General features: G+C 61.3%; 15 protein-coding genes. 12 read left to right on the top strand and 3 right to left on the bottom strand.

Features of this window, described 5'->3' with window-relative positions; translation table 11 throughout:
* Positions 1-41: 41 nt before the first annotated feature.
* Positions 42-6,608 (bottom strand): apolipoprotein A-IV repeat region-like domain-containing protein, encoded by a 6,567-nt coding sequence (locus IE127_RS03555; protein WP_189423485.1) that lies wholly within the window; start codon positions 6,606-6,608, stop codon positions 42-44.
* Between the two features lie 333 nt (positions 6,609-6,941).
* On the opposite strand from IE127_RS03555, the gene IE127_RS03550 reads away from it, so the two are divergent.
* The 11 genes from IE127_RS03550 (at position 6,942) to IE127_RS03500 (ending at position 17,853) form a co-directional block, all read left to right on the top strand.
* Complete coding sequence (locus IE127_RS03550) at positions 6,942-7,331, top strand: Hpt domain-containing protein (RefSeq protein ID WP_189423484.1); 390 nt, start codon at positions 6,942-6,944, stop codon at positions 7,329-7,331.
* A 117-nt stretch (positions 7,332-7,448) separates the two neighbouring features.
* Complete coding sequence (locus tag IE127_RS03545) at positions 7,449-9,071, top strand: peptide chain release factor 3 (protein WP_189423482.1); 1,623 nt, start codon at positions 7,449-7,451, stop codon at positions 9,069-9,071.
* Positions 9,072-9,073: 2 nt separating this feature from the next.
* A complete protein-coding gene (locus IE127_RS03540) occupies positions 9,074-10,255 on the top strand; it encodes a class I SAM-dependent methyltransferase (RefSeq protein ID WP_210310406.1) in 1,182 nt (393 codons plus the stop codon).
* An 80-nt stretch (positions 10,256-10,335) separates the two neighbouring features.
* Positions 10,336-10,656, top strand: coding sequence for a 2Fe-2S iron-sulfur cluster-binding protein (locus tag IE127_RS03535; RefSeq protein ID WP_189423480.1), 321 nt, complete (start codon positions 10,336-10,338; stop codon positions 10,654-10,656).
* Positions 10,657-10,835: 179 nt separating this feature from the next.
* Positions 10,836-12,230: a siroheme synthase CysG gene (gene cysG, locus IE127_RS03530; protein ID WP_189423478.1), complete on the top strand. Its 1,395-nt coding sequence runs from the start codon at positions 10,836-10,838 to the stop codon at positions 12,228-12,230.
* 1 nt (position 12,231) lies between these two features.
* Positions 12,232-12,552, top strand: a complete 321-nt coding sequence (locus IE127_RS03525) for a DUF2849 domain-containing protein (protein WP_189423476.1) — start codon at positions 12,232-12,234, stop codon at positions 12,550-12,552.
* Entirely contained in the window at positions 12,539-14,209 is a 1,671-nt protein-coding gene (locus IE127_RS03520; RefSeq protein WP_189423474.1) for a nitrite/sulfite reductase, read from the top strand. Before IE127_RS03525 ends, IE127_RS03520 begins: the two co-directional genes overlap by 14 nt.
* Positions 14,184-15,455 carry a phosphoadenylyl-sulfate reductase gene (locus tag IE127_RS03515; protein WP_189423472.1) on the top strand — a complete coding sequence of 424 codons (1,272 nt, stop codon included), beginning with the start codon at positions 14,184-14,186 and terminating at the stop codon, positions 15,453-15,455. The genes IE127_RS03520 and IE127_RS03515 overlap by 26 nt, the downstream gene beginning before the upstream one ends.
* Positions 15,456-15,592: 137 nt before the next feature.
* Positions 15,593-16,621 carry an NAD(P)/FAD-dependent oxidoreductase gene (locus tag IE127_RS03510; RefSeq protein WP_189423470.1) on the top strand — a complete coding sequence of 343 codons (1,029 nt, stop codon included), beginning with the start codon at positions 15,593-15,595 and terminating at the stop codon, positions 16,619-16,621.
* A 39-nt stretch (positions 16,622-16,660) separates the two neighbouring features.
* Positions 16,661-16,993, top strand: a complete 333-nt coding sequence (locus IE127_RS03505; RefSeq protein ID WP_189423468.1) for a 2Fe-2S iron-sulfur cluster-binding protein — start codon at positions 16,661-16,663, stop codon at positions 16,991-16,993.
* A gap of 89 nt (positions 16,994-17,082) precedes the next feature.
* Complete coding sequence (locus tag IE127_RS03500) at positions 17,083-17,853, top strand: EAL domain-containing protein (RefSeq protein WP_189423466.1); 771 nt, start codon at positions 17,083-17,085, stop codon at positions 17,851-17,853.
* Here the strand turns inward: IE127_RS03500 and IE127_RS03495 are convergent.
* Both IE127_RS03495 and IE127_RS03490 read right to left on the bottom strand, forming a co-directional pair.
* Positions 17,850-18,875: a YcjF family protein gene (locus tag IE127_RS03495; protein ID WP_189423464.1), complete on the bottom strand. Its 1,026-nt coding sequence runs from the start codon at positions 18,873-18,875 to the stop codon at positions 17,850-17,852. The two genes, IE127_RS03500 and IE127_RS03495, sit on opposite strands and share 4 nt — an antisense overlap.
* Complete coding sequence (locus IE127_RS03490) at positions 18,872-20,326, bottom strand: YcjX family GTP-binding protein (protein ID WP_189423462.1); 1,455 nt, start codon at positions 20,324-20,326, stop codon at positions 18,872-18,874. The genes IE127_RS03495 and IE127_RS03490 overlap by 4 nt, the downstream gene beginning before the upstream one ends.
* A 130-nt stretch (positions 20,327-20,456) precedes the next feature.
* Here IE127_RS03490 and IE127_RS03485 point away from each other — a divergent pair, with 130 nt between their 5' ends.
* Positions 20,457-22,460, top strand: a complete 2,004-nt coding sequence (locus IE127_RS03485; protein WP_189423460.1) for a PhoX family protein — start codon at positions 20,457-20,459, stop codon at positions 22,458-22,460.
* Positions 22,461-22,494 lie beyond the last annotated feature (34 nt).

Genomic DNA, 22,494 nt, shown 5'->3' with positions numbered 1-22,494 from the left:
GCAAATGACCGGGGCTTTTTGTTTGCTATCAGGTATCGCCGTTACTGGTCGAGACGGCCACTTGCATGCGCGAGGGCGGTATAGACCTTCCCGCGCTCGGAGAGCAGGTGCTGACGGGTCTCTCGGGCTGCCCCCGGACCACCAGCCACACGGCGCAGTAATGTCTCGAACTCGCTCATATAGGCCTGGGCATTGCGCGCGAATTCCGGTTCACGCTGCAGGCGACGACGCAGTTCATCGTAGGTGCTCTGGCCGGCGAGGCTGTAGATGCGGCGCGAGAATGCGCCGGGTTCACGCGCCTGATAGCGCGTCCACGCATCACCCATGGCCCGTTCATCGATGGCCCGGACGATGTCCTCGGTCAGGCCAGACAGGCCTTGCGTCGGCTGCGGGTTGGCCTGCTTGGCGGTTGCATTGCGCAACACATCACGCAGCCAGCCGCCTTCCTCGGTTGCCTCGCCGGCGTCTTCTGCTGTCGCGACCGGAGCAGGCTGCGGCGTTGGACGCTGCTGCGTGACTGTCGCTTGTTGAGCAGGCCGCTGCGGCTGTGCTGCAGGGCGCGCTGGCTGTTCCGGAGCCTGCTGACGCGCGGGCTCAGGGCGGGCTTCCTGACGCGGCTCTGGGCGCGATGGCGGCGCGATCGCGGCACTGCGGCGTTCGCCGCCGATATCCCGCGTTGCCGGCTGAGCGCGAACGATGGCATTGAGTTCGCTCAGTGCCTCGATCTGCTCGGCGACCACGCGGCGCATCGCTGCTGCGCTGGCGCGTGTTTCTTCCGGCAGTTCGTTGACCCCACGTGCCAGCTCCGAACGGGTCGCCTCGAGTTCGGAGCCGACTTCCTTCGCCGTCTGGCGCATTGCCCCTGCAGTATCATTGAACCGCTTGCTGGCGTCGTCGAGCGCCTTCTGCATCTCGTCAAGCATGGTCTGCTGCGCGGAACGCATTGCATCATGCGACCGCTTGCTCTCCACACTGGCAGATTCGTGGAACTTGCCGATGCTTGCACCCAGTTCACTGCTGGTGTTCTTGAACGCTTCGCGCAGAGTCTGCGTGTGGCTGTTGACGGTATCGCGCAGCGAGCCGGAGTTTTCCTCGATCGCCTGCCGGACCGACAGCGTCGTGGCGTTGATCGTCTCGGTGACGCTGTCTCCAGTGACCTGCAGCACGTTGCTGACCTTGTCCGACGTCTCGGTGAGCGCCGAATTGACGCGATCGGCTGTGCGGCCGAGGGCGTCGTTCACCAGATTGGTGTTCTGGCGAAGTGCTGCTGTCACCGATTCGGTCGATGTCGTAAGTGAAGCATCGATCTCTTCGCTCGTGCCCTGCAGCATAGCGGCGAGGCGCTCTCGCGAGGTTTCGAGCGAACGGTCGAACTGGTTGGTGGTGTTTTCGAGCGCATCGGCAACGGCATTGGTTGCACTGCCGATGGTATCGGTCACGTTCGCCGACGTTGCAGTAAGGGCCTCGTCCATTGCATGCCGTGCACTCACGAGACGGCGCTCGGTATCGTTCACCGTATCCGCGATCGATTGGGCAAACGCGCGCATGCGGGTGTCGATATCGTCGGCACGGGTGGTGAAGGTGGATGCCAGGGCATCCATTGCGCCACGGCGCTCCTCGAGCGATTCCAGGGCAAACTCGCTTGAGTTCGAGAGGTTGCCTGCCGCTTCGTTAATCTGCGCTGTCTCGCGGTCGAGCTTACCCAGCATGCTGCTGAATTCCTCGACCATGCCACGGATCGATGTCTGCATCGCCCCGACATGCTCGCGGACCATGCGACCGGCGCTTTCCGTGTGGTCGATGGCGTCGCGCACCGCACCGGAATAGGTCGCAGTCTGCTCCGAAACGCTCGATTCAAGCTTGGCAAGGTTATCGGTCGACGCATCCAGAACCTGCTGCAGCAGCAGGTTGGAGTCGTTGAGCTTGCCGAGGGCAGCGGTCACATCGCTGAGAATGCGCGAGGTGGACGCCGACATCAGCGCCTCGGCCTCCTGGCTCGATTCTGCCAGCGCACGCTGCAACACGTTGCCGTGGCCAGAGAGTGCGGTCTCCAACTGCTCGGAACGCTCGCTGATCAGCTCTGCAAACGAACGCGTGGTCTCGTCGACCGTGCGGTTGGTCTCCTCGAGCCGCGTGACGATGCGGTCGGTCGCGTAGACCGCCTTCTCGGAAACCAGCGCATCGATGCGTTGCGCCGCCGTCTGGAACTGGGCGAGGGCGGATCGCACCGCGCCATCCATCCGGTCGGCAGTTGCGGTAACGTCGCCGAGGATCGTCTCTGTGGCGGTGCCGAAGCGGTTGCCGATGGTTTCCTCGATGCGGTCGGCGCCCGTCTCCAGATCAGTCATCGATTGCGTGATCGAGGTGTTGATGGCTTCGTTTAGCGTCGCCAGGCGCTCGGCGGTAATGTCGGCCCGGGCCGTGATGGTCTCTGGCAGGGTTCCAAGCCGCTGATCGACCATGGCCGTGATGCTGTCGCGGGCATTCGTCACATTGGTGTCGATCCGCTCTGAGGCCAGGCGGGCATTCTCGCTGATCTGAGAACTTGCGGTCTCGAGGCTCGCCAACACACCGCGCTCTGCGTCTGTAATGCGGCTAACGGCATCGTCGACACCGGTGCCGAGGCTAGTGCGAACTTCCTCGACGCGCGTCGAGATCAGGCTCGACATGCTATCGACCCGTTCGGACATAGTGTCGACGAGAATGGTCGAAGATGCATCGAGCCGATCGCGGGCGGCGATGCTCTGGCTCTCGATCGTTGTTGCCAGTGCTTCCGTCCGCTCGCTGATCGCGGCAGACAATTCATCCGTGCGATTGGCGAGAATGCCCGAGAGCTGCTCGGTGCGATGGCCGAGTGCGTCGGACAGCGCCTGGGTGCGCGTTCCAACGGCGCTGGCCAACTGGTGGGTGCGGCTGTCGAGCGTCTCCGAGAAGGTGGTGCGCTCGGTTTCGAGGTTTTCCGCCAGAAGGCGCGTGCGTTCGCTGATCCGCTCCTCGAGCTCGCGGGTACGCTGAGACAGCGTGTCGTCAAAATGCGTTGTCCGCTGCGCGATCGTCTGGTCGAGCGCGTCCGTCCTCGAGCTGAGCGTCTCGCCAAGTTCGCTGGTGCGCGCGGTGATCGTCGCGTCGAACGCGTCGGTGCCACTGCTCAATGTGGAGCCGAGCTCGGCAATTCGCGTTTCCACGGCGCTGTCGAAAGCAGACGCGCTGGAAGTCAGGGCGGAGTTCAGCTCTGCTGTCCGGCTCAGCACCGAGTTCTCAAAGCGGTCCGTTCCGGCGCTCATGGTCGAGGCGAGGGCAGAGATTCGCTCCTGCACGGCGCGGTCGAACCCTTCGGCGCTCGAATTAAGCGTACTGCTCAGTTCGCTCACGCGCGACCCGATCGTGGAGTCGAAGCTGTCTGTGCCGGCCACAAGCGCGCTATTTAGCTCGACGGTCCGGTTTTGCATCAACTCGCCAAGTTCGCCGGTGCGTCTTTCGAGCACGCGCTCGAACGTGCCTGTGCGGTCGGTGATGCGATCGGCGAGAGCTTCGGTGCGGCTTTCCAGCGCGTGGCTGAGCTCTGCAGCCCGCGAGTCAAGAGTCTGTTCAAAGGCTTGCGTGCGTTCGGTGATGCGATTTGCGAGCTCTTCCGTGCGTGCTGAAATCGTTGTTTCGAAAACGCGCGAGCGCTCGTCCAGTCGATCGCCGATGCCGTCGACATGCGAATCGATCACGCTGCCGACCTTTTCGGCTTGCTCGATCAGCGTGCGATCGAGTGCGCTGGCGCGCTCGTCGAAGCTTGCCGCCATTTGAGCGGTACGTTCCTCGAGCGTGCTGCCGAGAATCTGCACGCGCGCGTCCATGGTTTCGGAGACAGCCCGTGTATGCGTATCAAAAGTGCCTTCGATCTCTTCGGCACGCGTTGCGAGCGCGCTGTCGAGGGCGAGGGCGCGTCCATCGATAGATTCCGTAAGAATGTTGGTGTGCTCACCCAGCGAATTGTCGATCTCAACGGCACGCTCTGTCAGCTGCCGGTCGAGTTCGCGGGTACGTGTATCGATGGTATCGGCGAGGACCTGGGTGTGGGAGCCAAGCGCGCTGTCGAGGGCGCGCGCCTGGCCTGCCAGGGATTCGTTCAGCACGCGGCTGCGATCATCAATCGATTGAGTGATGCCGCGTCCGTGGCCCTCAAGGTTGGCGTCTATTTCGCGCACCCGCTCCGCCAGTGAAGAATCGAGGGTCCGTGTCCGGCTATCGATGGACTCGGTCAGAATCTGGGTGTGTCCCTCAAGCGCACCATCGATCTCCATGATCCGGTTGGAGAGGTTGGAATCGAGCGTACGGGTACGGCTGTCGATTGACTCCGACAGTACGTTGATCCGGCCATCAAGAGAATCCGACAGGATCTGCGTACGGCTTTCGAGGCTGGTGTCAATTTCGTGCGCACGACTCTCAAGGCTCGAGTCCAGTGCAGCGGCGCGACTGTCCAGAGAGTCCGTCAAAGCTTGCGTGCGCGTGTCCAGTGCACCCGTGATCGTCTGGGTGTGGATCTCGAGATTGCCGTCAATCTCGCTGGCACGTGCGCCAAGGGCCTCGTCGAGTGATTGAGCGCGTGTATCGAGGGCTTCGGTCAGCGTGCGGCTGCGGCTTTCAAGGCTGCCGTCGATCTGCTGAGCGCGGTTGGCAAGGGCGCTGTCGAGCGCGTTGGCACGGCCATCAAAAGAATCATTGATGGTGCGGGTATGAATCTGGAGCGATTCATCGATCTCGCGCCCGCGCGCTGCCAGCATCGAATCCAGCTGACGGGTGCGCCCGTCGAGGGCTTCCGCGATAATCTGCGAATGACCTTCGAGAGAACCGGAGATTTCTTCGGTGCGGCTGGAGAGGGTATCGGTAATCTGCTTGGCGCGGCGGCCAACAACCTGATCCAGTTCGTCGGTGCCGGCGGTAATTTCGCTGGTGAACCGTTCGGTCATCTGGCCGAGCGAGGCGCTGAAGCTGTCTGCGTGGGCGGAGAACGTCTCGTTGTGGGCGTCGAGCCGGGCAATCAGGCTCTCGCCCTTGTCGCCCACCACGTTGTCCAGCGCGTGCAGACGGTCATCAATGTTGATGGTGATTTCGGTCAGTCGCGCGTCGAAGACAGCGAGAGAGTCCTGGCCAGCACCGGAGATCGTCTCGCGCGCCTTTTCTGCTGTCTCGTCGAGGGCGCCATTGATTTCGATCAGGCTCGAATTGAGGCGGCTGTCGATGTTGTTGAGGTGGGTCGAAACGCTCTCGTCCAGCTGGCGCGTCAGCGAGTCCAGCATGGTCTCGGCTTCCTGTGAACGCGTCGAGATATCGCTCGCAATGCGCGTGCCGATGCGATCGAGCGTGCCGCTCACCTCATGGCCACGGACGCGCAATTGCTCGAGAAGCGCCGTGCCGCCTTCAGTCAACAGGGTGGAGAGGGCTGTCGTGCGCTCGTCGATGGCGCTCGAAAGTGCCCCGGTATGATCTTCGATGGCGGAAGACAGCGTCGACGTTCTGCCATCGAGGGCTGCAGTCAGCTCATTCATCCGCGCCTCGATTGTCGAGGACAGTTCCGCGGCACGACCGTCAAAGGTCTGCGACATGCCGGCGGAGTGCTCCTTGAAGGTCTTCGCCAGGCGCGACGAGCTGTCATCTATGCTCGACAGGAAATCGTTGGTGCGGTTGTCGATCAGCGCGACGAAGTTCTCGGTACGCTCGTCAAAACTGGTGGTCAGCGTTGTGCCGGCAGTTTCCAGCGCCTTCGTCAGATTGCCGCCGCTGTCGATGATGGTGCCGGCGATACGCTGGGAGATCATGTCGAGATCGAACACGAGCCCGGTGTGGCTCTCGGTAATCGCTTCGCGAACACGGTCAGTGTTGGTCAATACGCTTTCGCGCTGGCTCGCGAGTTCCGAGATCAGACCCCGCATGCGCGATTCGTTGTCGGCATAGGTCTTTTCGAGCGCTGTGACCTCGTTGTGGATCATCACTTCGAGCTCGCCGGCGCGCGACATCGCCCGCTCCAGGCCATCGCCGAGCGCATTGACTTCGCGGCGCACGGCCTGTCCGACCGTCGCCACCTTCTCGGCGGCCGTTACCTCAGGTTCAGCAAGGCGAATTGCGGCTTGAGTGATGGACGAGGCCGCGTTGCGAAGTTCTTGGGCACGGCGGGACAGCGTTGCGACAGCAAAAAAGCCAGCCACAGGCAAAGCCATGGTGACTGCCCAGGTGACGAATTCCAGCGAGCCGAAAAAGCTCAGCGGGTCCTGCAACTCATCCTGGAAACGGACGATCCCAGCAAGACCAGTACCCGCCAGCCAGATCGCGGAGAGGCCTGCCGCGATCAGCATCGGCGTACGCGGCGAACGGGTCTGCAGGTTCTGAAGAATGTGTGACGCCGGGACACGATCGTCATTCGCAATGGTCTTGGCGTGGCTTGCGATTTTGTCCGCCGTGCGGGCGCGCTCACTTCGGTTGGGCTCGGCGGCGGGGCGGGAGCGGCGCGCCGGCTCCTCTGCCGGTGGCGCTTCGAAAGTCGACTCCTTCAACGCGTCCTCGACTGCCGAGAATGCCAGAACAGCAGGATCTGTAGCGGAGGAATTCGGGGATTTAGCCATACTCTTACAACTTTCGCGTCGACTCGTTGCGACTGATCGGCGTCCGTAAGATACTCATGGCACACCACCTCTTTGAGGTTAGGGAACCATTCCAGCGAGATTTGAATAAAATGCCTCTCAAATCCCGCAGTCGCCACCGACGCCGCCGCTCGGGGTTCTTAGCGCATTAATACATTCAATTTTAGCCAAACCGAGCGCTTTCTTAATGAAGGGTTAATTTTGTCCCCGGTGAGGCGATAGCGCAGATATGACAGTTATGTTTAAGTGCGCGTTCACCCCATCCCGATACGCTGCGCCCATGCCTGCGTACCGGCTGCGATGGAGTATGAGAGAATGGCGGCGACTGCCAAGAGTTATGGCGTTAGCGGACAGTATTTGCAGGAGCAGTCGGATCGTCTTATCGACCGAGGGCATCTCACCGGCCAATGTCTCGGTGATCCGGGGCTGGAAGTCGAGGTCCTGCGAAATTTCGATGCAATGATCGCCACCTATGCGAAACGCCTAAAGCAAGCGACACGGCGCGAAGATCTCATGGTGCTGCTGCATACCGTCCGTGGTGCCGCCGCAGGGGTCGGCGCCAATCCTCTTGCCAAACGCGTCCGCGAGGCGGAGCACGAACTTGCACAATCGGGAACGCTCGGTTCAGAGAGCATTCTCGAAATCACGCACGCTATTGAAGAGGTGCGCGTGCATATCTCAGAACTCGCTCCCGAGGAGTTCTGAGCACTGCGCATTTGACGGCTGGCGGGATGGGGCCATATACAGCACGGGTCGCGGCGAGGGTCCGTGTACTGTCGCGTCGCGCCCTCACGTCTCGATCTCTCCAGCAGGATCATCGCCATGAGTGCACTCGAAGCGGTTGCTAGCGCGCCGGAAAGTCGTATCAGCCAGTCGCTTGCGAGCGAGAACCCGTATCGTTCGCGCCGGACTTTCGCGATCATATCGCACCCTGACGCCGGCAAGACCACGCTGACCGAGCGCTTGCTGTCAGCGGCAGGCGCCATTCAGAAAGCCGGGCAGGTGCGCGGCAAGGCCAGCGCTCGCTCCACCCGATCCGACTGGATGGAAATGGAGCAGCAGCGCGGCATTTCCGTTGCATCTTCGGTGATGACCTTCGACTACCAGGGCCTGACCTTCAACCTTCTCGATACGCCGGGCCACTCGGACTTTTCCGAGGATACCTATCGCGTGCTAACCGCGGTCGATGCTGCGATCATGGTGATCGACGCCGCCAAGGGCATTGAGAGCCAGACACTCAAGTTGTTCGAAGTGTGCCGGCTGCGCGACATACCGATCATAACGTTCATCAACAAGATCGACCGCGAAGGCCGTGAGCCGCTCGACCTGTTCGACGAGATCGCCGACAAGCTGGCGCTCGATCTGACGCCCGCCTTGTGGCCGATTGGGCAGGGGGTCGACTACAAAGGTTATCTCGACCTCGTCGAGAAGCGCGTTGTCGGCCCCACGGGTGCCCCCGGCGCGGAGTGGGACGATATCGAGGATCTGCTCGAGCATGAAGAACTGATCGCCGATCCGGTGTTCGTCAATGCGCTCGACACGCTGGAACTGGCGCGCTCGGCGCTGCCGAAGTTCGACCTCGAGGATTTCCAGGCCGGCCACCTTACGCCGGTCCTGTTCGGGTCGGCGCTCAAGGGCTTCGGGGTGGCAGAGCTTTTGCAGGCGCTCGGTGAATGGGCGCCGGAGCCGCGTCCGCAGCCGGCAGAACCAGCACCTATTTCGCCGGATGAGCCGAAGGTCTCCGGGTTTGTCTTCAAGGTTCAGGCGAACATGGATGCCAACCATCGCGACCGCATCGCGTTCGTTCGTCTATCTTCGGGCAAGTTCACGCGCGGTATGAAGCTGCGCAACGTGCGCACCGGCAAGGATCTCGCTGTCACCAGCCCGATGTTCTTTTTCGGACATGATCGCGAGCTGGCCGAAGAGGCGGTGGCCGGTGATATCGTCGGTATTCCCAATCACGGCACGCTCAGCGTCGGTGATACACTGACCGAGGGCAGCGCAATTAAGGTCACCGGCATTCCGAACTTCGCGCCGGAAATCATCCGCCGTGTCCGCCTGACTGACGCGATCAAGGCAAAGCAGCTCGCCAAAGCGCTCAACGATCTCTCGGAAGAGGGCGTCGCCCAGGTGTTCCGTCGTATGATTGGTGCGGATTATCTCGTTGGCGTCGTTGGTGCCCTGCAGCTCGACGTGCTCGGCGCGCGTGTCGAGAAGGAGTATAATGTGCCGATCGGTTTCGAAAGCGTCGGCCTTGAGGTAGTGCGCTGGGTCGAGAGCGATGAACCCGATGAGATGAAGCGCTTCATCGCTGCGCAGAAATCGCACATGGCCGAGGATCGCAACGGTGATCCGGTGTTCATGGCGCAGAACGCCTGGTGGGCACAGCGGGCTCAGGACGATTATCCGAAGATCCGTTTCCTCGCCACAAAGGAACGTCGTTGATCGTGGTGACGACTGTCCCCGATCGCATCGAAGAGCTGCTCGACGCACTCACCAGCGCCTTCGCCGATGGCACGCTGGTTCGTTTCAAGTTGGGCGGCTATCACGGCACCGAGCAGGAGCTCAAATCGGTCGAGGTCAAGAAGATCACCGTCAAACGCGGCGATCGGTACTCCTTCACCTATCGCTACAAGACGCGCGACATCATCAAGAACTTCATCGAGTCCGAAGCTCTGGCGTTACTGCGCGCGGATTTGCGTACGGCGTTCCGCAGCGCCCAGCTGGCGACCACCGAGTTCGACCTATCCTTTGAGCGCAATGGCGACAAGGTGCGGCTCAAGCGGACCGAGGCAAAGGGCCGCGCGGCGCCATCTACCGCGCATGACCGCACAAAGAATCGTCCACTCGCCGGCAGCGACAAGCCGTGGCTCAAGGCGTTGGGTCTGGCCGGCAAGGACGGCGCTATCCGCAATGATGCGCAGGACAAGTTCCGCCAGATCAACAAGATGGTGGAGATTTTTGCGCCATTGATTCAGGCGATCAAGACCGAGCGGCCGCTGATTCTCGATATGGGCGCGGGCAAGGGCTATCTCGATTTTGCGCTGTACGATTATCTGACCGGCACTGCCGGGCTGGAGGTCGGCATTGTTGGCGTTGAAATGCGTCCTGCTCTGGTGAGTGAGGGTAATGCGACCGCGCGGGCATCGGGTTTTGAGGGACTGAGCTTTCAAAGCGGGACGATCATGGATTTCGACGCCAATGGCGCCGACGCGGTGATTGCGCTGCACGCCTGTGACACGGCAACCGACGACGCGATCTACAAGGGCATTGCCGCGTCCGCGGCGCTGATCGCGGTGGCGCCGTGCTGTCACAAGCAGGTGCGTCGCGAAATGGCAGCGGGGGAGGCCGCAACGTCCCTCGAGCCCATGTTGCGACACGGTATCTTCCTTGAGCGTCAGGCCGAGATGCTGACCGACACGCTGCGGGCGCTGCTTCTGGAACGGCACGGATATCGCACCAAGGTGTTTGAGTTCGTCTCCGACGCGCATACGCCCAAGAACAATCTGATCGTTGCCGAAAAGGACAGCCGCGCCGGCCGGGACCGCGACGCTGTTGAGCAGCAGATAGCAGCCATCAAGACTCTGTTCGGAATCGAGCAGCATTATCTTGAGGGGCTGCTGCGCTGAAGTGCCCGGATCGCTGCAGGGTTTCTAAACCCCGATCGATCTCTTATATCGGCATGATCTGCAAGACCACGCGAGACCCCATGACCAAGATCACCTTCATCGAATCCGACGGAACGCGGCACGAAACCGAAGGCCAGAACGGCGCAACGGTGATGGAAACCGCAATCATGAACGGTGTGCCCGGCGTCGTCGCCGAATGTGGTGGTGCCTGCACCTGCGCCACCTGCCATGTCTATGTCGAGCCGGATTGGTTCGAGGCCACCGGCGGCCCCTCGATGATGGAAGAGGACATGCTGGATTTCGCCTTCGATGTGCGCGATACCAGCCGCCTTAGCTGCCAGATCAAGGTCAGCGACGCGCTCGATGGCTTGGTGGTGCGGGTTCCTGACCGGCAGGGCTAAGCGCTTCGCATTTTGCCGCCGCGCTGTTTTGCGAACGGATTTGGCGTGATGCGGCGCAGGACGGTTTTTCCGTTTCTAAGCGCAGTGCTTCGCAGGAAATATAAAAACTATTGAGTATCAACGGCTTGTTGCGCTTGCCTGTCGTGCCCTAATTTAGGGCGGAATGGCGAGGGTCGCAGATGACCAAACTCAATACATTTCCGGTCAGCCTCAAGGTCGAAGGCAAGAAGGTCGTCGTCGTTGGAGGAGACGACGAGGCCTTGAACAAGGTTCGCCTGTTGGCGAAGACCTCGGCGCGCCTCGTGGTGATCGCTAGCGTTATCGAGGCGGACTTTTCCCCGTTCGACCTGACCGTGTGCGAGCGTCGGTTCGTTCCAGAGGACCTTGACGGCGCTGCGATGGTTTTCGTCGCCGACCATGGCCCTGACGGCCAAACCGCCAAATGCGCCGCGCGTACGCGTCGTGTGCCGCTCAACGTCGTCGACGTGCCGCACGAGTGCGATTTCTACACACCCTCAATCATCGACCGCGCGCCGATCTCGATTGCGATTTCCAGCGAGGGCGCGGCGCCTGTCCTGGCGCGGCTGGTGCGGGCGCAGATCGAAGCACTGCTGTCGCCGAACCTGGGGGCGGTGGCGCAGCTCGCCGGGCGCCTGCGCAAGAGAGTCGAGACATTGATTCCGCCGGGCCCGAGAAGGCGTTGGTTTTACGAGGATCTTGTCACTTCACGCGGCGTCGATGAGGCCGTTGGGCAGGGTGGCGGCGATGATCTCGCCGAGACCCTTTTGACTCGTCATGCCGAAAGCGCCGAGGGCAAGGGCGAGGTCTGGCTGATTGGCGCCGGTCCCGGCGCCGAGGATTTGCTGACCCTGCGCGCTCAGCGATTGCTGCAACAGGCCGATGTGATCGTTCATGACCAGCTTGTGCCGGAAGCCGTGGTGCAGATGGGCCGGCGCGATGCCGAGCAGATCCCGGTTGGCAAGGCCAAGGGCCACCACTCGTTTACCCAGGCGCAGATCAACACGCTAATCGTCCGGCTCGCGCATGAGGGCAAGAAGGTGGCGCGGCTCAAGTCGGGCGATCCGATGGTGTTCGGGCGCGCCGGCGAGGAAATCGCGGCGCTGCGCAAGGAAGGCATCGCCTACACCATCGTGCCGGGCGTCACTTCGGCTCTTGCTGCTGCGGCAGATACATCGACACCGGTGACGCTGCGCAAGGTCTCGAGCGGCTTCGTCATGGCCACGGCGCACGGTGCTGACGATACGGATTTGAAGCACTGGGCGTCTCTGGCGTCCTCCGGACTCAGCCTCGCACTTTACATGGGCAAGTCGACGGCAAGCGATGTCGCGGCCAAGCTGATCGGGCATGGGGCCGGCGGGCATTTGCCAATCGGCATCGTCGTCAATGCCGGTCGGACCGACAAGAGCCTTCACAGCGGTTCGCTCGAGGCCTTGGCGCGCGGCACGCTCGATCTGCCGGCTGGCCCGGCGATCATCTTTGTGGGCGAAGCGGTTGCCGCGGGCAATTGGACCGATGCCACATCCATCATTCCACAGTCGGTTGAGGCGGCCTGAAATGAGCATCACACGCGGTGAGGTTCTCACCGGCAACGAACTGACATCGGGGGCGACCGTCTATCTCGATGCGCGGGGCAACTGGGTCGATACCATTGCCGCGGCGCGCGTGTTCTCCGAGGAGGACGGCGAGGCCAAGACGGCGGCAATGGAGGCTACCAAGGCCACCGGGCGTATCGTCAGCCTCGAAGCAGAAACCGTTTCTGTAAACGACGGCGAGATCGTGCCGGACCGGCTGCGCGAGCGCATCCGAGCCGCCGGGCCAACCGCCCCCGTGTTTGACCGCCAGCACCTGGATGAGGATGGTCATGTATCGATATGACGAATTTGACGCTGCGTTTGTCCGCGAGCGTACCGCGCAGTTCTCTGATCAGGTGGTTCGCCGCCTCTCGGGTGAGCTGAGCGAAGACCAGTTCCGGCCGCTACGGCTTATGAACGGCCTCTACCTTCAATTGCATGCCTATATGCTGCGCGTTGCGGTACCCTACGGCACGCTGAGTGCCAACCAGATGCGCAAGCTGGCCCATATCGCGCGCACCTATGATCGCGGCTATGGCCACTTTACCACCCGCCAGAACATCCAGTTCAACTGGCCGCGCCTGAAAGACGTGCCGGTGATCCTGTCCGAACTGGCCTCGGTCGAGATGCACGCCATCCAGACCTCGGGCAATTGCATTCGCAACATCACCACCGACCAGTTCGCTGGTGCTGCCGCCGACGAAATCATCGATCCGCGTCCTGTTGCGGAAATCCTGCGGCAATGGTCGAGCCTCCATCCCGAGTTCACCTACCTGCCGCGCAAGTTCAAGATTGCGATGACCGGCTCTCCGAATGACCGGGCGGCAATCCGCTTCCATGATATCGGGCTGCAGGCAGTCGCCAATCCCGATGGGCAGGTCGGTTGGGAAGTCTGGGTCGGGGGTGGTCTCGGGCGAACGCCGATGATCGGCAAGATGATCAACGGCTACGTGCCGCACGAGCACCTGCTGAGCTACCTCGAGAGCATCATGCGGGTCTACAACCGCTATGGCCGGCGCGATAACAAGTACAAGGCACGCATCAAGATCCTCGTGCATGAAGAGGGGCTGGAATCGATCAAGGGTCAGGTCGAGGCCGAGTTCGCCGAATTGCGTGGCGGTCAGCTGACGCTGCCACAGGAAGAGCTGGATCGGATCTCGGCCTATTTTGCGCCGCCGCCGTTCGAGGATCTCCCGGTCACACCGATTGATGTGGCGCGTGAGCGCATTCTCGACGCTGCCTATGGCGATTGGCTCGAGAACAACGTCTCGTCGCACCGCCAGCCGGGCTATGCCAGCGTCACCATTTCTCTGAAGCCGGTCGGCAAGCCTCCAGGTGATGCGAGCGATGCGCAGATGGATGTCGTTGCCGACCTGGCCGAACGGTATTCGTTCGATGAGTTGCGCGTCACCCACGAACAAAACCTGGTGCTGCCGCATGTCCGCATCAGCGATCTGCGCGCCGTGTTCGACACGCTGGTCGAGGCGGAACTGGCCACCGGCAATGCCGGGCTGATCACCGACATGATCTGCTGCCCGGGGCTCGACTTTTGTGCGCTGGCCAATGCCCGTTCGATCCCGATCGCGCAGTCGATCTCGGAACGCTTTGCCAAGATCGAGCGCCAGCAGGAGATCGGCGAGCTCAAGATCAAGATTTCTGGCTGCATCAACGCCTGCGGCCATCACCATGTCGGGCATATCGGCATTCTCGGCGTCGAGAAGAAGGGCGGCGAACTCTACCAAATCACGCTCGGCGGCGATGCGACCGAACAGGCTGCGGTCGGCAAGATCCTTGGCCGTGGCTTCGAGGCAGAAGCCGTGCCAGATGCGATCGAGCGGATCGTCGAAACCTATCTCGCTAACCGCACGAGTGCGGACGAGCCATTCATCGTGGCGCTGCGCCGGCTTGGTGACGCACCGTTCAAGGAGGCGCTTTATGGCCCAAGTGAGCGCGCTGCCTAGGCAGCATCAGCACGATCCACTCAGAGAGCTCGGCATTGTCGCGCTCAACGGCATGTTCGACGAGATGGATGCGCTTGGCGTGCTGCAGCATGCCGCAACCCAGATCCTGCCCGGCGACATGGCGATCGTCTCTTCGTTCGGTGCGGACTCGGCGGTGCTGCTGCACTTGGTCTCCGAGGTCGACAAGAATATGCCGATCTATTTTCTAGAGACAGGCAAGCACTTCACGGAAACGCTCGCATACGTTGAAACGCTCAAGCAGCGTCTGGGGCTGACAAACGTCATTCCGATCTACCCGTCGAGCGAGGATCTGGCGCGGTTCGATCCTGATGGCACCCTGTGGGAAACGGATCCGGATTCGTGCTGCCATATCAGGAAGACCGAGCCGTTGGAGCCGATTACCGAGCAGTTTGGTGGTTGGGTCACCGGCCGCAAGCGTTATCAGACTGCGGAGCGCGGGGTGCTTCCGCACTTCGAGTTGACCAGCGATGACCGCATCAAGATCAATCCACTGGCCTATTTCTCGGATGCAGACGTGGCGGCATACAAGGCAGAGCATGATCTGCCCGAGCACCCACTTTACGCCCACGGCTACAAGTCTATCGGCTGTGCGCCTTGCACCTCCGCCGTTGGCGAGGGGGAAGATCCACGTGCCGGCCGTTGGCGCGGCTTCAACAAGCGCGAATGCGGCATCCATTTCGATTTCAACGGAGCCATCGCATCTCCCATGCAAGCCAATAAGCGGACGATCTTCAAGGATGGCACCTTCAAACCGGACCCCTTCAAGGAGTGGACCGATGAAACCGATCCGGCCGCAGCGCGCTATGTGCACATTCCTCTGACGGTCTTTGTTGAACACCGCGAGGCGTTCCTGAAGACACAGCATCCGCTAGGGCTGTTGGTGTCACCCGGCGAACGGATCGAAGATGTTGAGGCGGATCTCGACCGGTTCTCCTCGATTGCGGTCAATTTTCCTGCCTTCACTGATGGTCGCGGCTATTCGACAGCGCGCCTCTCTCGGGAGCGTTATAAATTTGCCGGCGAAATCAGGGCGGTGGGCGACGTTCTTGCCGATCAGATTCCGCTGATGCGGCGCTGTGGCATTGACAGCTTTGTTGTGACGCATGAGCCGACGCGCAAGGCGCTCAGTGAAGGTCGTCTGGCCGAGGTCGATATATTCTATCAACCCACAGGCGCAGCCGAAATTCCGGTCGGCACACGGCCGTATCTTCGTCGCGCTGGCTGAGCCAGGCGGTTGCACCGTGCCGGCTTGAAACCGGCCCCTCTTGACTTGCGATCCCCTTGCCGCGAAAGCGGGGCACCTTGCGCCGTTACCGGGGGCGACGCGATGGCGAACCAGTTGGGCATTGCAAAGGACTAGGAATGAGCGGAACTGAAATTGTAACCGATGCCGTGGTGATCGGGGCTGGTCCCTGCGGGCTGTTTTCGGCGTTCGAACTGGGACTGCTCGACATCAAATGCCACTTTATCGATATCCTCGACCGTCCCGGCGGACAGTGTGCGGAGCTTTACCCCGAAAAGCCGATCTACGACATTCCGGGCTTTCCGGTCATCACCGGTCAGGAACTGACCGAAAACCTTATGGCGCAGATCGCCCCGTTTCATCCGGAATTCCACTTCAACAGGATGGTCTCTTCGCTTGAGAAACAGGAGGACGGCACGTTCCGCCTGACAACCGACGCGGATGAGACATTTATCGCTAAGGTTGTCGTCGTCGCTGCAGGTGGTGGTTCCTTCCAGCCGAAGCGGCCTCCGGTGGACAATATCGAGGCTTATGAGAACAAGTCGGTCTTCTACTCCGTCCGCAAGATGCAGGACTTCCGCGATCAGCACGTGGTCATCGTCGGCGGCGGCGACTCTGCTCTCGACTGGACGTTGAACCTTCAGCCGATCGTCAAGTCGCTGACACTGGTGCATCGCCGCAATGCTTTCCGCGCGGCTCCCGACTCGGTCAACAAAATGCAGCGCATGGTTGCCGAGGGTCTGATTTCCCTCCAGATCGGGCAGATTGCGGGGCTTGAAGGCGACGATGGCATGCTCAGCCGCGTGCACTTCAAGACCGATGCTGGCGATGTCTCCATTCCTGCGACACGCCTGCTGCCGTTCTTCGGCTTGACGATGAAGCTCGGACCGGTGGCGGACTGGGGGCTGGAGCTCAACGACAACCTGATCTCGGTCGATACTGAGCGCTTCGAAACCTCGGTGCCGGGGATCTTTGCGGTTGGCGATATCAACCATTACCCCGGCAAGCTGAAGCTCATCCTTTCGGGTTTCCATGAAGCCGCGCTGATGGCCCAGGCGGCAAAGAAGATAATCTCGCCGGATGAGCGCGTGGTTTTCCAGTACACAACGTCATCCACGAAGCTCCAGAAGAAGCTGGGCGTCGCCTGATACGGCGGCGTCCCTCCGGAATTAGCAGAGGTGGCCCCGATGAAAATCCATGTCACAGACCAGGCCGGCGTCGAGCACGAGCTTGAGGGGCTCGACGGGTGGCGGACAATGGAAGTCATCCGCGATTGGGGGCTCAACATAAAGGCCGAGTGTGGTGGCGCCTGTTCTTGCGCCACCTGTCACGTCTTTGTTGCCGAAGAGTGGATGGACAAAGTCGGAGCGCCGAGCGAGGAAGAAGAAGATATGCTCGACACGGTCGCTGACGTTCGCTCGAACTCGCGCCTGTCCTGCCAGATTCTTCTCGACGAGAGCCTTGACGGGCTCAAAGTTACGCTTGCGCCCAGTGCGTCGAAAGACGACGTGGCAGCCTGATTGTACGATTTAGTACTCTATAGACTTGCGAAATCTTAAAGCTCGTTCGGCAGGATAAGCGTGTTTGCTCGAACCTATAAGGTCGCTTCATGTCTACCACAGGTTGCAACGGCTGCCGCAACGCGGAGCCGTTCCCCATTGATTTCACCATGGCCTTTCATCCGATCGTTGACCTAACGGCTGGCGAGGTGTGGGGCTACGAAGCACTGGTCCGGGGCACTGGCGGGCAAGGCGCATTCGAAGTCTTGCGGCAGGTCAACGAAGATAACCGGTACACCTTTGATCAGGCATGCCGGGTGAAGGCAATTGAACTGGCAGGGTCCAAACTCACGGCCAACTCGAAGGCCATGCTCTCGATCAATTTCCTGCCGAACGCTGTCTACGAGCCTTCGGCGTGTATCCGCTCGTCGCTCGCTGCTGCGGCACGTGCGAAGTTCGATCCGCGTCGGCTGATGTTCGAGTTCACCGAGAACGAAGAAATGACCGATACGGCTCATGTCGAGCACATCGTGGCAGAGTACAAGCGGATGGGCTTTACCACCGCGCTCGATGATTTTGGCGCGGGCTATGCCGGACTCAATCTTCTCGCCAAGTTCCAGCCGGATCTGATCAAGATCGATATGGAAATTATTCGCGGCGTCGACACCTCAGCCGTCCGTCGCGCCATCGTGCGGGGACTTTTGAGCATTGGGCGCGATCTTGATATCAACGTCATCGCCGAGGGCGTAGAGACACACGGCGAATTGCAGGCGTTGCGAGAAGCCGGCGTAAAACTCTTTCAAGGCTATTATTTCGCAAAGCCCGAGATTGAGCGTTTTCAGCTCGAAGAGGAGATCCCGCAGCTCCGAACTGCTGCCTAGCGCTTTTCTTCCTGCATGGTGCGCGAGACATTGGCGAGATCGCCGATAAAATCGCGCACCAGGGGCTGATCCTGCGTTACGAAGGGCAGGGGGCGCACGACCCGCATCGCTGCAATCCCGACCCTCACTGTCATCAGCCCGTTCACCACACCTTCACCGAGCCGCGCGGAGAGTTTCTGCGCGAGACCCTGGCCGACCAGCTGCTCCACCAGGCCATCCGTCAGCACCAGCCCGCCTGTTACTGCCAGATGGGCGAGTATGGCGCCGGCAAGGCGCCAGGAGCCGATAAAGCCGGGGCGTGCGCCATAGAGCCGGGCGATGGCACCGCCGAGTTTTACACTTTCATAGATTACAAACCCGACGTCGATCAGCGCCCGCGGCGATACAGCCGTTACCAGGGCGACGCGGCGCGCCGATTGTGCGGTCAACGCGCGGGCGCGGGCATCGAGCGGCGCCATCAATTGACGCTCCGCCAGATGGATCTGCTCGGCGCCGTCGAGCATGTTGCCGCTATCGTCCGCAAGGACTTTGCGCGCACGGGCCATATCGGGGCGCGCCGCATAGATCGTCTCCAAACGCCCAAGGATCTTCTTGGCGTCTGCAGGCCGGTCGGTTTCGACTGCGGCTTGTGCTTGATCCCGCAGGTCACCGAGTGCCTGCAAGCGGCGAACACCCAGATATTCGCGGATCGCCAACACAAGAATGGCAAGCACCAGGAGCGCTGCGATCGCCAGCGCCAGCCAACCCAGCCATTCCTGTCGGTCGAACAGGTCCCGGATCAGTCGGTCGATTGCGAGGCCAACGCCGAGCGAAACGAGTGCGCCTGCAGTGCTCCATGCCAGTCGCCCGAGCCAACCCATCTTGCGAGGTTGCGGGGACTCGAAGGCTTCAGTGTCCTCCGCCTGCGCTTCGAATGCAGCTTCGGTAGGGATTGCGGCCTCTGCCGCGAACGCGCGTGGCATCCGCCGCGGCGCTTCAGTGACTTCACTCGGGTCTATTGGACGAGCAACGGGCCGCTTCATTTGAGCCAGTCTCCGATGAGATAATCGACCGCGCGGTCGAAGCGGATATGCGGAAGGATCAGCTCGCCGTTCTCGGCCCGCTGCAATCGCCGGGGCGGTGTGAAGCGCAAGAAGTTCAGGTGAACCTCGTTGCCATCATCTTCAAAAACTGAGTCTGTTCTCTCCGGTAAGTCACCGGGGAAAAACGCGATATCAGTCTTTCCGTCATAGGTGGTGCCATCGAAATGTTGTCCGGCTACCGGCGTGCCTATAATCGTCGGCAGCTCCTCGCCGTTTTCGGTGATGGAGCCTTCACGGGTGGCGCGGATGGCTGCGAGCGCGATCGACTTGGTTTCCGCCCCGGCAAACCGGGCGCGACGCGACGCGCTCGACAGCAACCGGTTGAGGATCGTTTCCAGCCGGTCGTGACTCGTATGATGCAAATGATCGGCCTTGGTCGCCGCAAACAAGATGCGGTCTATGCGGCGGGACACCAAGCGCGACAGCGGGTTTTGCTCGCCTTGCCGGAAGCAAGACAGAACGGAGGTCAGGGCACTCTCGAGATCGGCGATGGCGTCAGGGCCGGCATTAAGTGCGCGCAGCGCATCAACGAGCACCACCTGCCGGTCGAGCCGCAGAAAATGATCCTTGAAGAAGGGCCGTACAACCTGGTCCTTGTAGGCCTCGAAGCGCTGCTCCAGCATATGGTAGAGGCTATGACGGTCAGTGCCCTTCTGTGGCGGCAAGGGTGCGAATGTCAGCGCTGGAGAGCCTTCGAGATCTCCTGGCATGAGAAAACGCCCGGGAGGCAAAGTCGACAATGCACGCCCATCCTCGCGGCTCAATCGCAGATACTGCGTAAACGCCGCTGCGAGGGCTTCGGCATCGGCATCGCTGGCGGGCTTTGCCGGATCAATGCCTTCAAGCACCGAGAGGAAAGGCCCTGCCTCATGTTGTGAGGCCGGCCGGCGCGCCCGCTCCAGCGCCTCAGTACTCCATTCCTGAAAGCTCTGGCTCAGCAGCGGCAGGTCCAGCAGCCACTCGCCCGGATAATCGACGATATCGAGGTTAAGTGTCGCCGGATTGCGCATGCCATTGCGCCACCGCTTCGAGTGGTACTTCAGCACCAGCCGCAGTTGCGAGATCCGCCTGGTGCCCTCCGGCCAGTGCGGCGGGTCGGCTGTAAGGCTCGCCAAGTGCTGTTCATAGGCGAAACGTGGGATTGTGGCATCGGGATACTCTGCAAGCCGGGCGCCGATGAAGCGCCCCTCCGCCATCGGTGCGAATCCCGCCAGCCGGCCTGACGTCAGCAAATTGTGAACAAGCGCCGTGATGAAGATGGTCTTGCCGGCACGCGACAGCCCGGTCACGCCGAGGCGCAATGTCGGCACAAAGGCACCGGTGGCGGTATCGGCAAGGTTGGCGAGAGCCAACCCGACTTCATCGACGATGGAGGTAGGCGATTGGGGCACGAACAGGCTCTTGGTTGCCGCGACAACGTAGGGTCTGGCCGAAACTTTGCAAGGGTGTGGACTGTCACGCAGATGACATCCAGCTGTCGCGGAGTTGCAAAACCTCCGGCCTAGACAAGGGCGATTGTCAATGTCTGCTGTTGAGGAGCAACCTGTGACAGACCGGAATCGCAATTTCCCCACCGAAGGTCTCGAGAACGCCGAGTTCGATCCGACGAACCCGACTGAAAACCCTACAATGGGTGAACTGATCTCTCGCCGTTTCTCGCGTCGAGGCTTTCTCAAAGGCTCTCTCGCGACCACGGCTATCGCGGCAACCGTCAGCCCGCTGGCGCTGCTGAAGGCCGATGAAGCGCTCGCACAGGAAGGCTCGGCTTTCTCGTTCGAGGAAGCGATTGCAGGCGTCGATGCCGATCATCACGTGGCGCCCGGCTACTATGCTGATATCCTCATGCGCTGGGGTGACCCGGTCACCAACGATGCGCCCGAATTCGATCCGACAGCGCAAACTGCTGCGGCGCAGGCTGGCCAGTTCGGCTACAACAATGACTATGTCGGCTACGTGCCGCTCGATGGCTCGTCGGAGCATGGGCTTCTGCTCGTCAACCACGAGTACACCAACGCCCACCTGATGTTCCCCGGCATCGTCGAAATCGCGGACGAGGAAGTCAATCAGAAGCCGCTGACCGAAGAGCAGGTCAACATCGAGATCATGGCGCATGGCGGCTCGGTCATCGAGATCGAGAAGGTAGATGGAAAGTGGCAGCGCGTCGCCGGCAGTCCCTACAACCGCCGCATCACCGGTGAAACCGAAATGGACATTACCGGCCCGGTTGCTGGCCATGATCGGCTCAAGACCAGCCAGGATGATACCGGCAGGCGTGTTCTCGGTACGCTGAACAACTGCGCTGGCGGCACCACGCCGTGGGGCACCTACCTGATGGCCGAAGAGAACTTCCACGGCTACTTCGCCGGCGATCTGCCCGAAGGCCACAAGGAAGCCGCCAACTACGAGCGCCTCGGTGCACCCGGCGGCTGGTACGAGTGGCACAATTTCCACGATCGGTTCGACGTCTCAAAAGAGCCGAACGAAATGAACAGGTTCGGCTGGGTTGTTGAAGTCGACCCGATGGATGCATCCTCGACGCCGAAGAAGCGCACCGCACTGGGCCGCTTCAAGCATGAGGGCGCGGAATCGATCGTTGCGCCGGATGGCCGGGTGGTCTTCTACTCAGGCGACGATGAGCGGTTCGATTACGTCTACAAGTTCGTGACCAGCGGCACCTATAATGCCGATGATCGGGCGGCCAATATGGATCTGCTGGATGACGGCACGCTCTACGTTGCTCGTTTCGATGAAGACGGCTCGATGGAGTGGCTGCCGGTGGTTTTCGGCGAGGGTCCACTGACCGAGGAGAACGGTTTCGAAAGCCAGGCCGATGTGCTTATCGAGACGCGCCGCGCGGCGGATCTTCTCGGTGCAACACCGATGGATCGTCCCGAGGACATCCAGCCGAACGAAACCAATGGCCGCGTCTACGTGATGTTGACCAACAACACCAATCGCGAAGAGCCGAACGCCGCCAACCCGCGCGTCGACAATGCCTTCGGGCATATCGTCGAAATCCACGAGGCCGATGGCGACTTCGCTGCCACGTCCGGCACCTGGGAAATTCTTCTGCAGTGCGGCGATCCCTCGATCGCCGAGGTTGGCGCTACCTTCTCAAGCGCTACTACGGAAAATGGCTGGTTCGGCATGCCGGACAACGCAGCGGTCGATAGCGACGGGCGTCTGTGGGTTTCGACCGACGGCAACTCGCCTGCGGGAACTGGCCGTACTGATGGCTTGTGGGCCGTGGATACTGAAGGCGCTGCACGCGGCACCTCGAAGCTCTTCTACCGTGTGCCGGTAGGCGCCGAGATGTGTGGCCCGCTGCCGACACCGGATCTGACGACGTTCTTCGTCGCGGTTCAGCACCCGGGCGATGGGGGCGACGACTGGGAAGGCCACGGCCGCCCGTCCTACTACGAAGACCTTTCTACCCGTTGGCCGGACTTCCGCGACGACATGCCGGTTCGCCCGGCAGTTGTCGCGATCACCAAGCAGGGCGGTGGCAAGATCGGCTCAGCCTGATATGGCCCGATAAACAGTAAAAACGGGGGCGCTG

It is taken from the genome of Devosia pacifica (genome assembly GCF_014652635.1).
GTDB classification, from domain to species: Bacteria; Pseudomonadota; Alphaproteobacteria; order Rhizobiales; family Devosiaceae; genus Devosia; species Devosia pacifica.
This window is presented reverse-complemented; position numbering and strand designations above follow the sequence as displayed.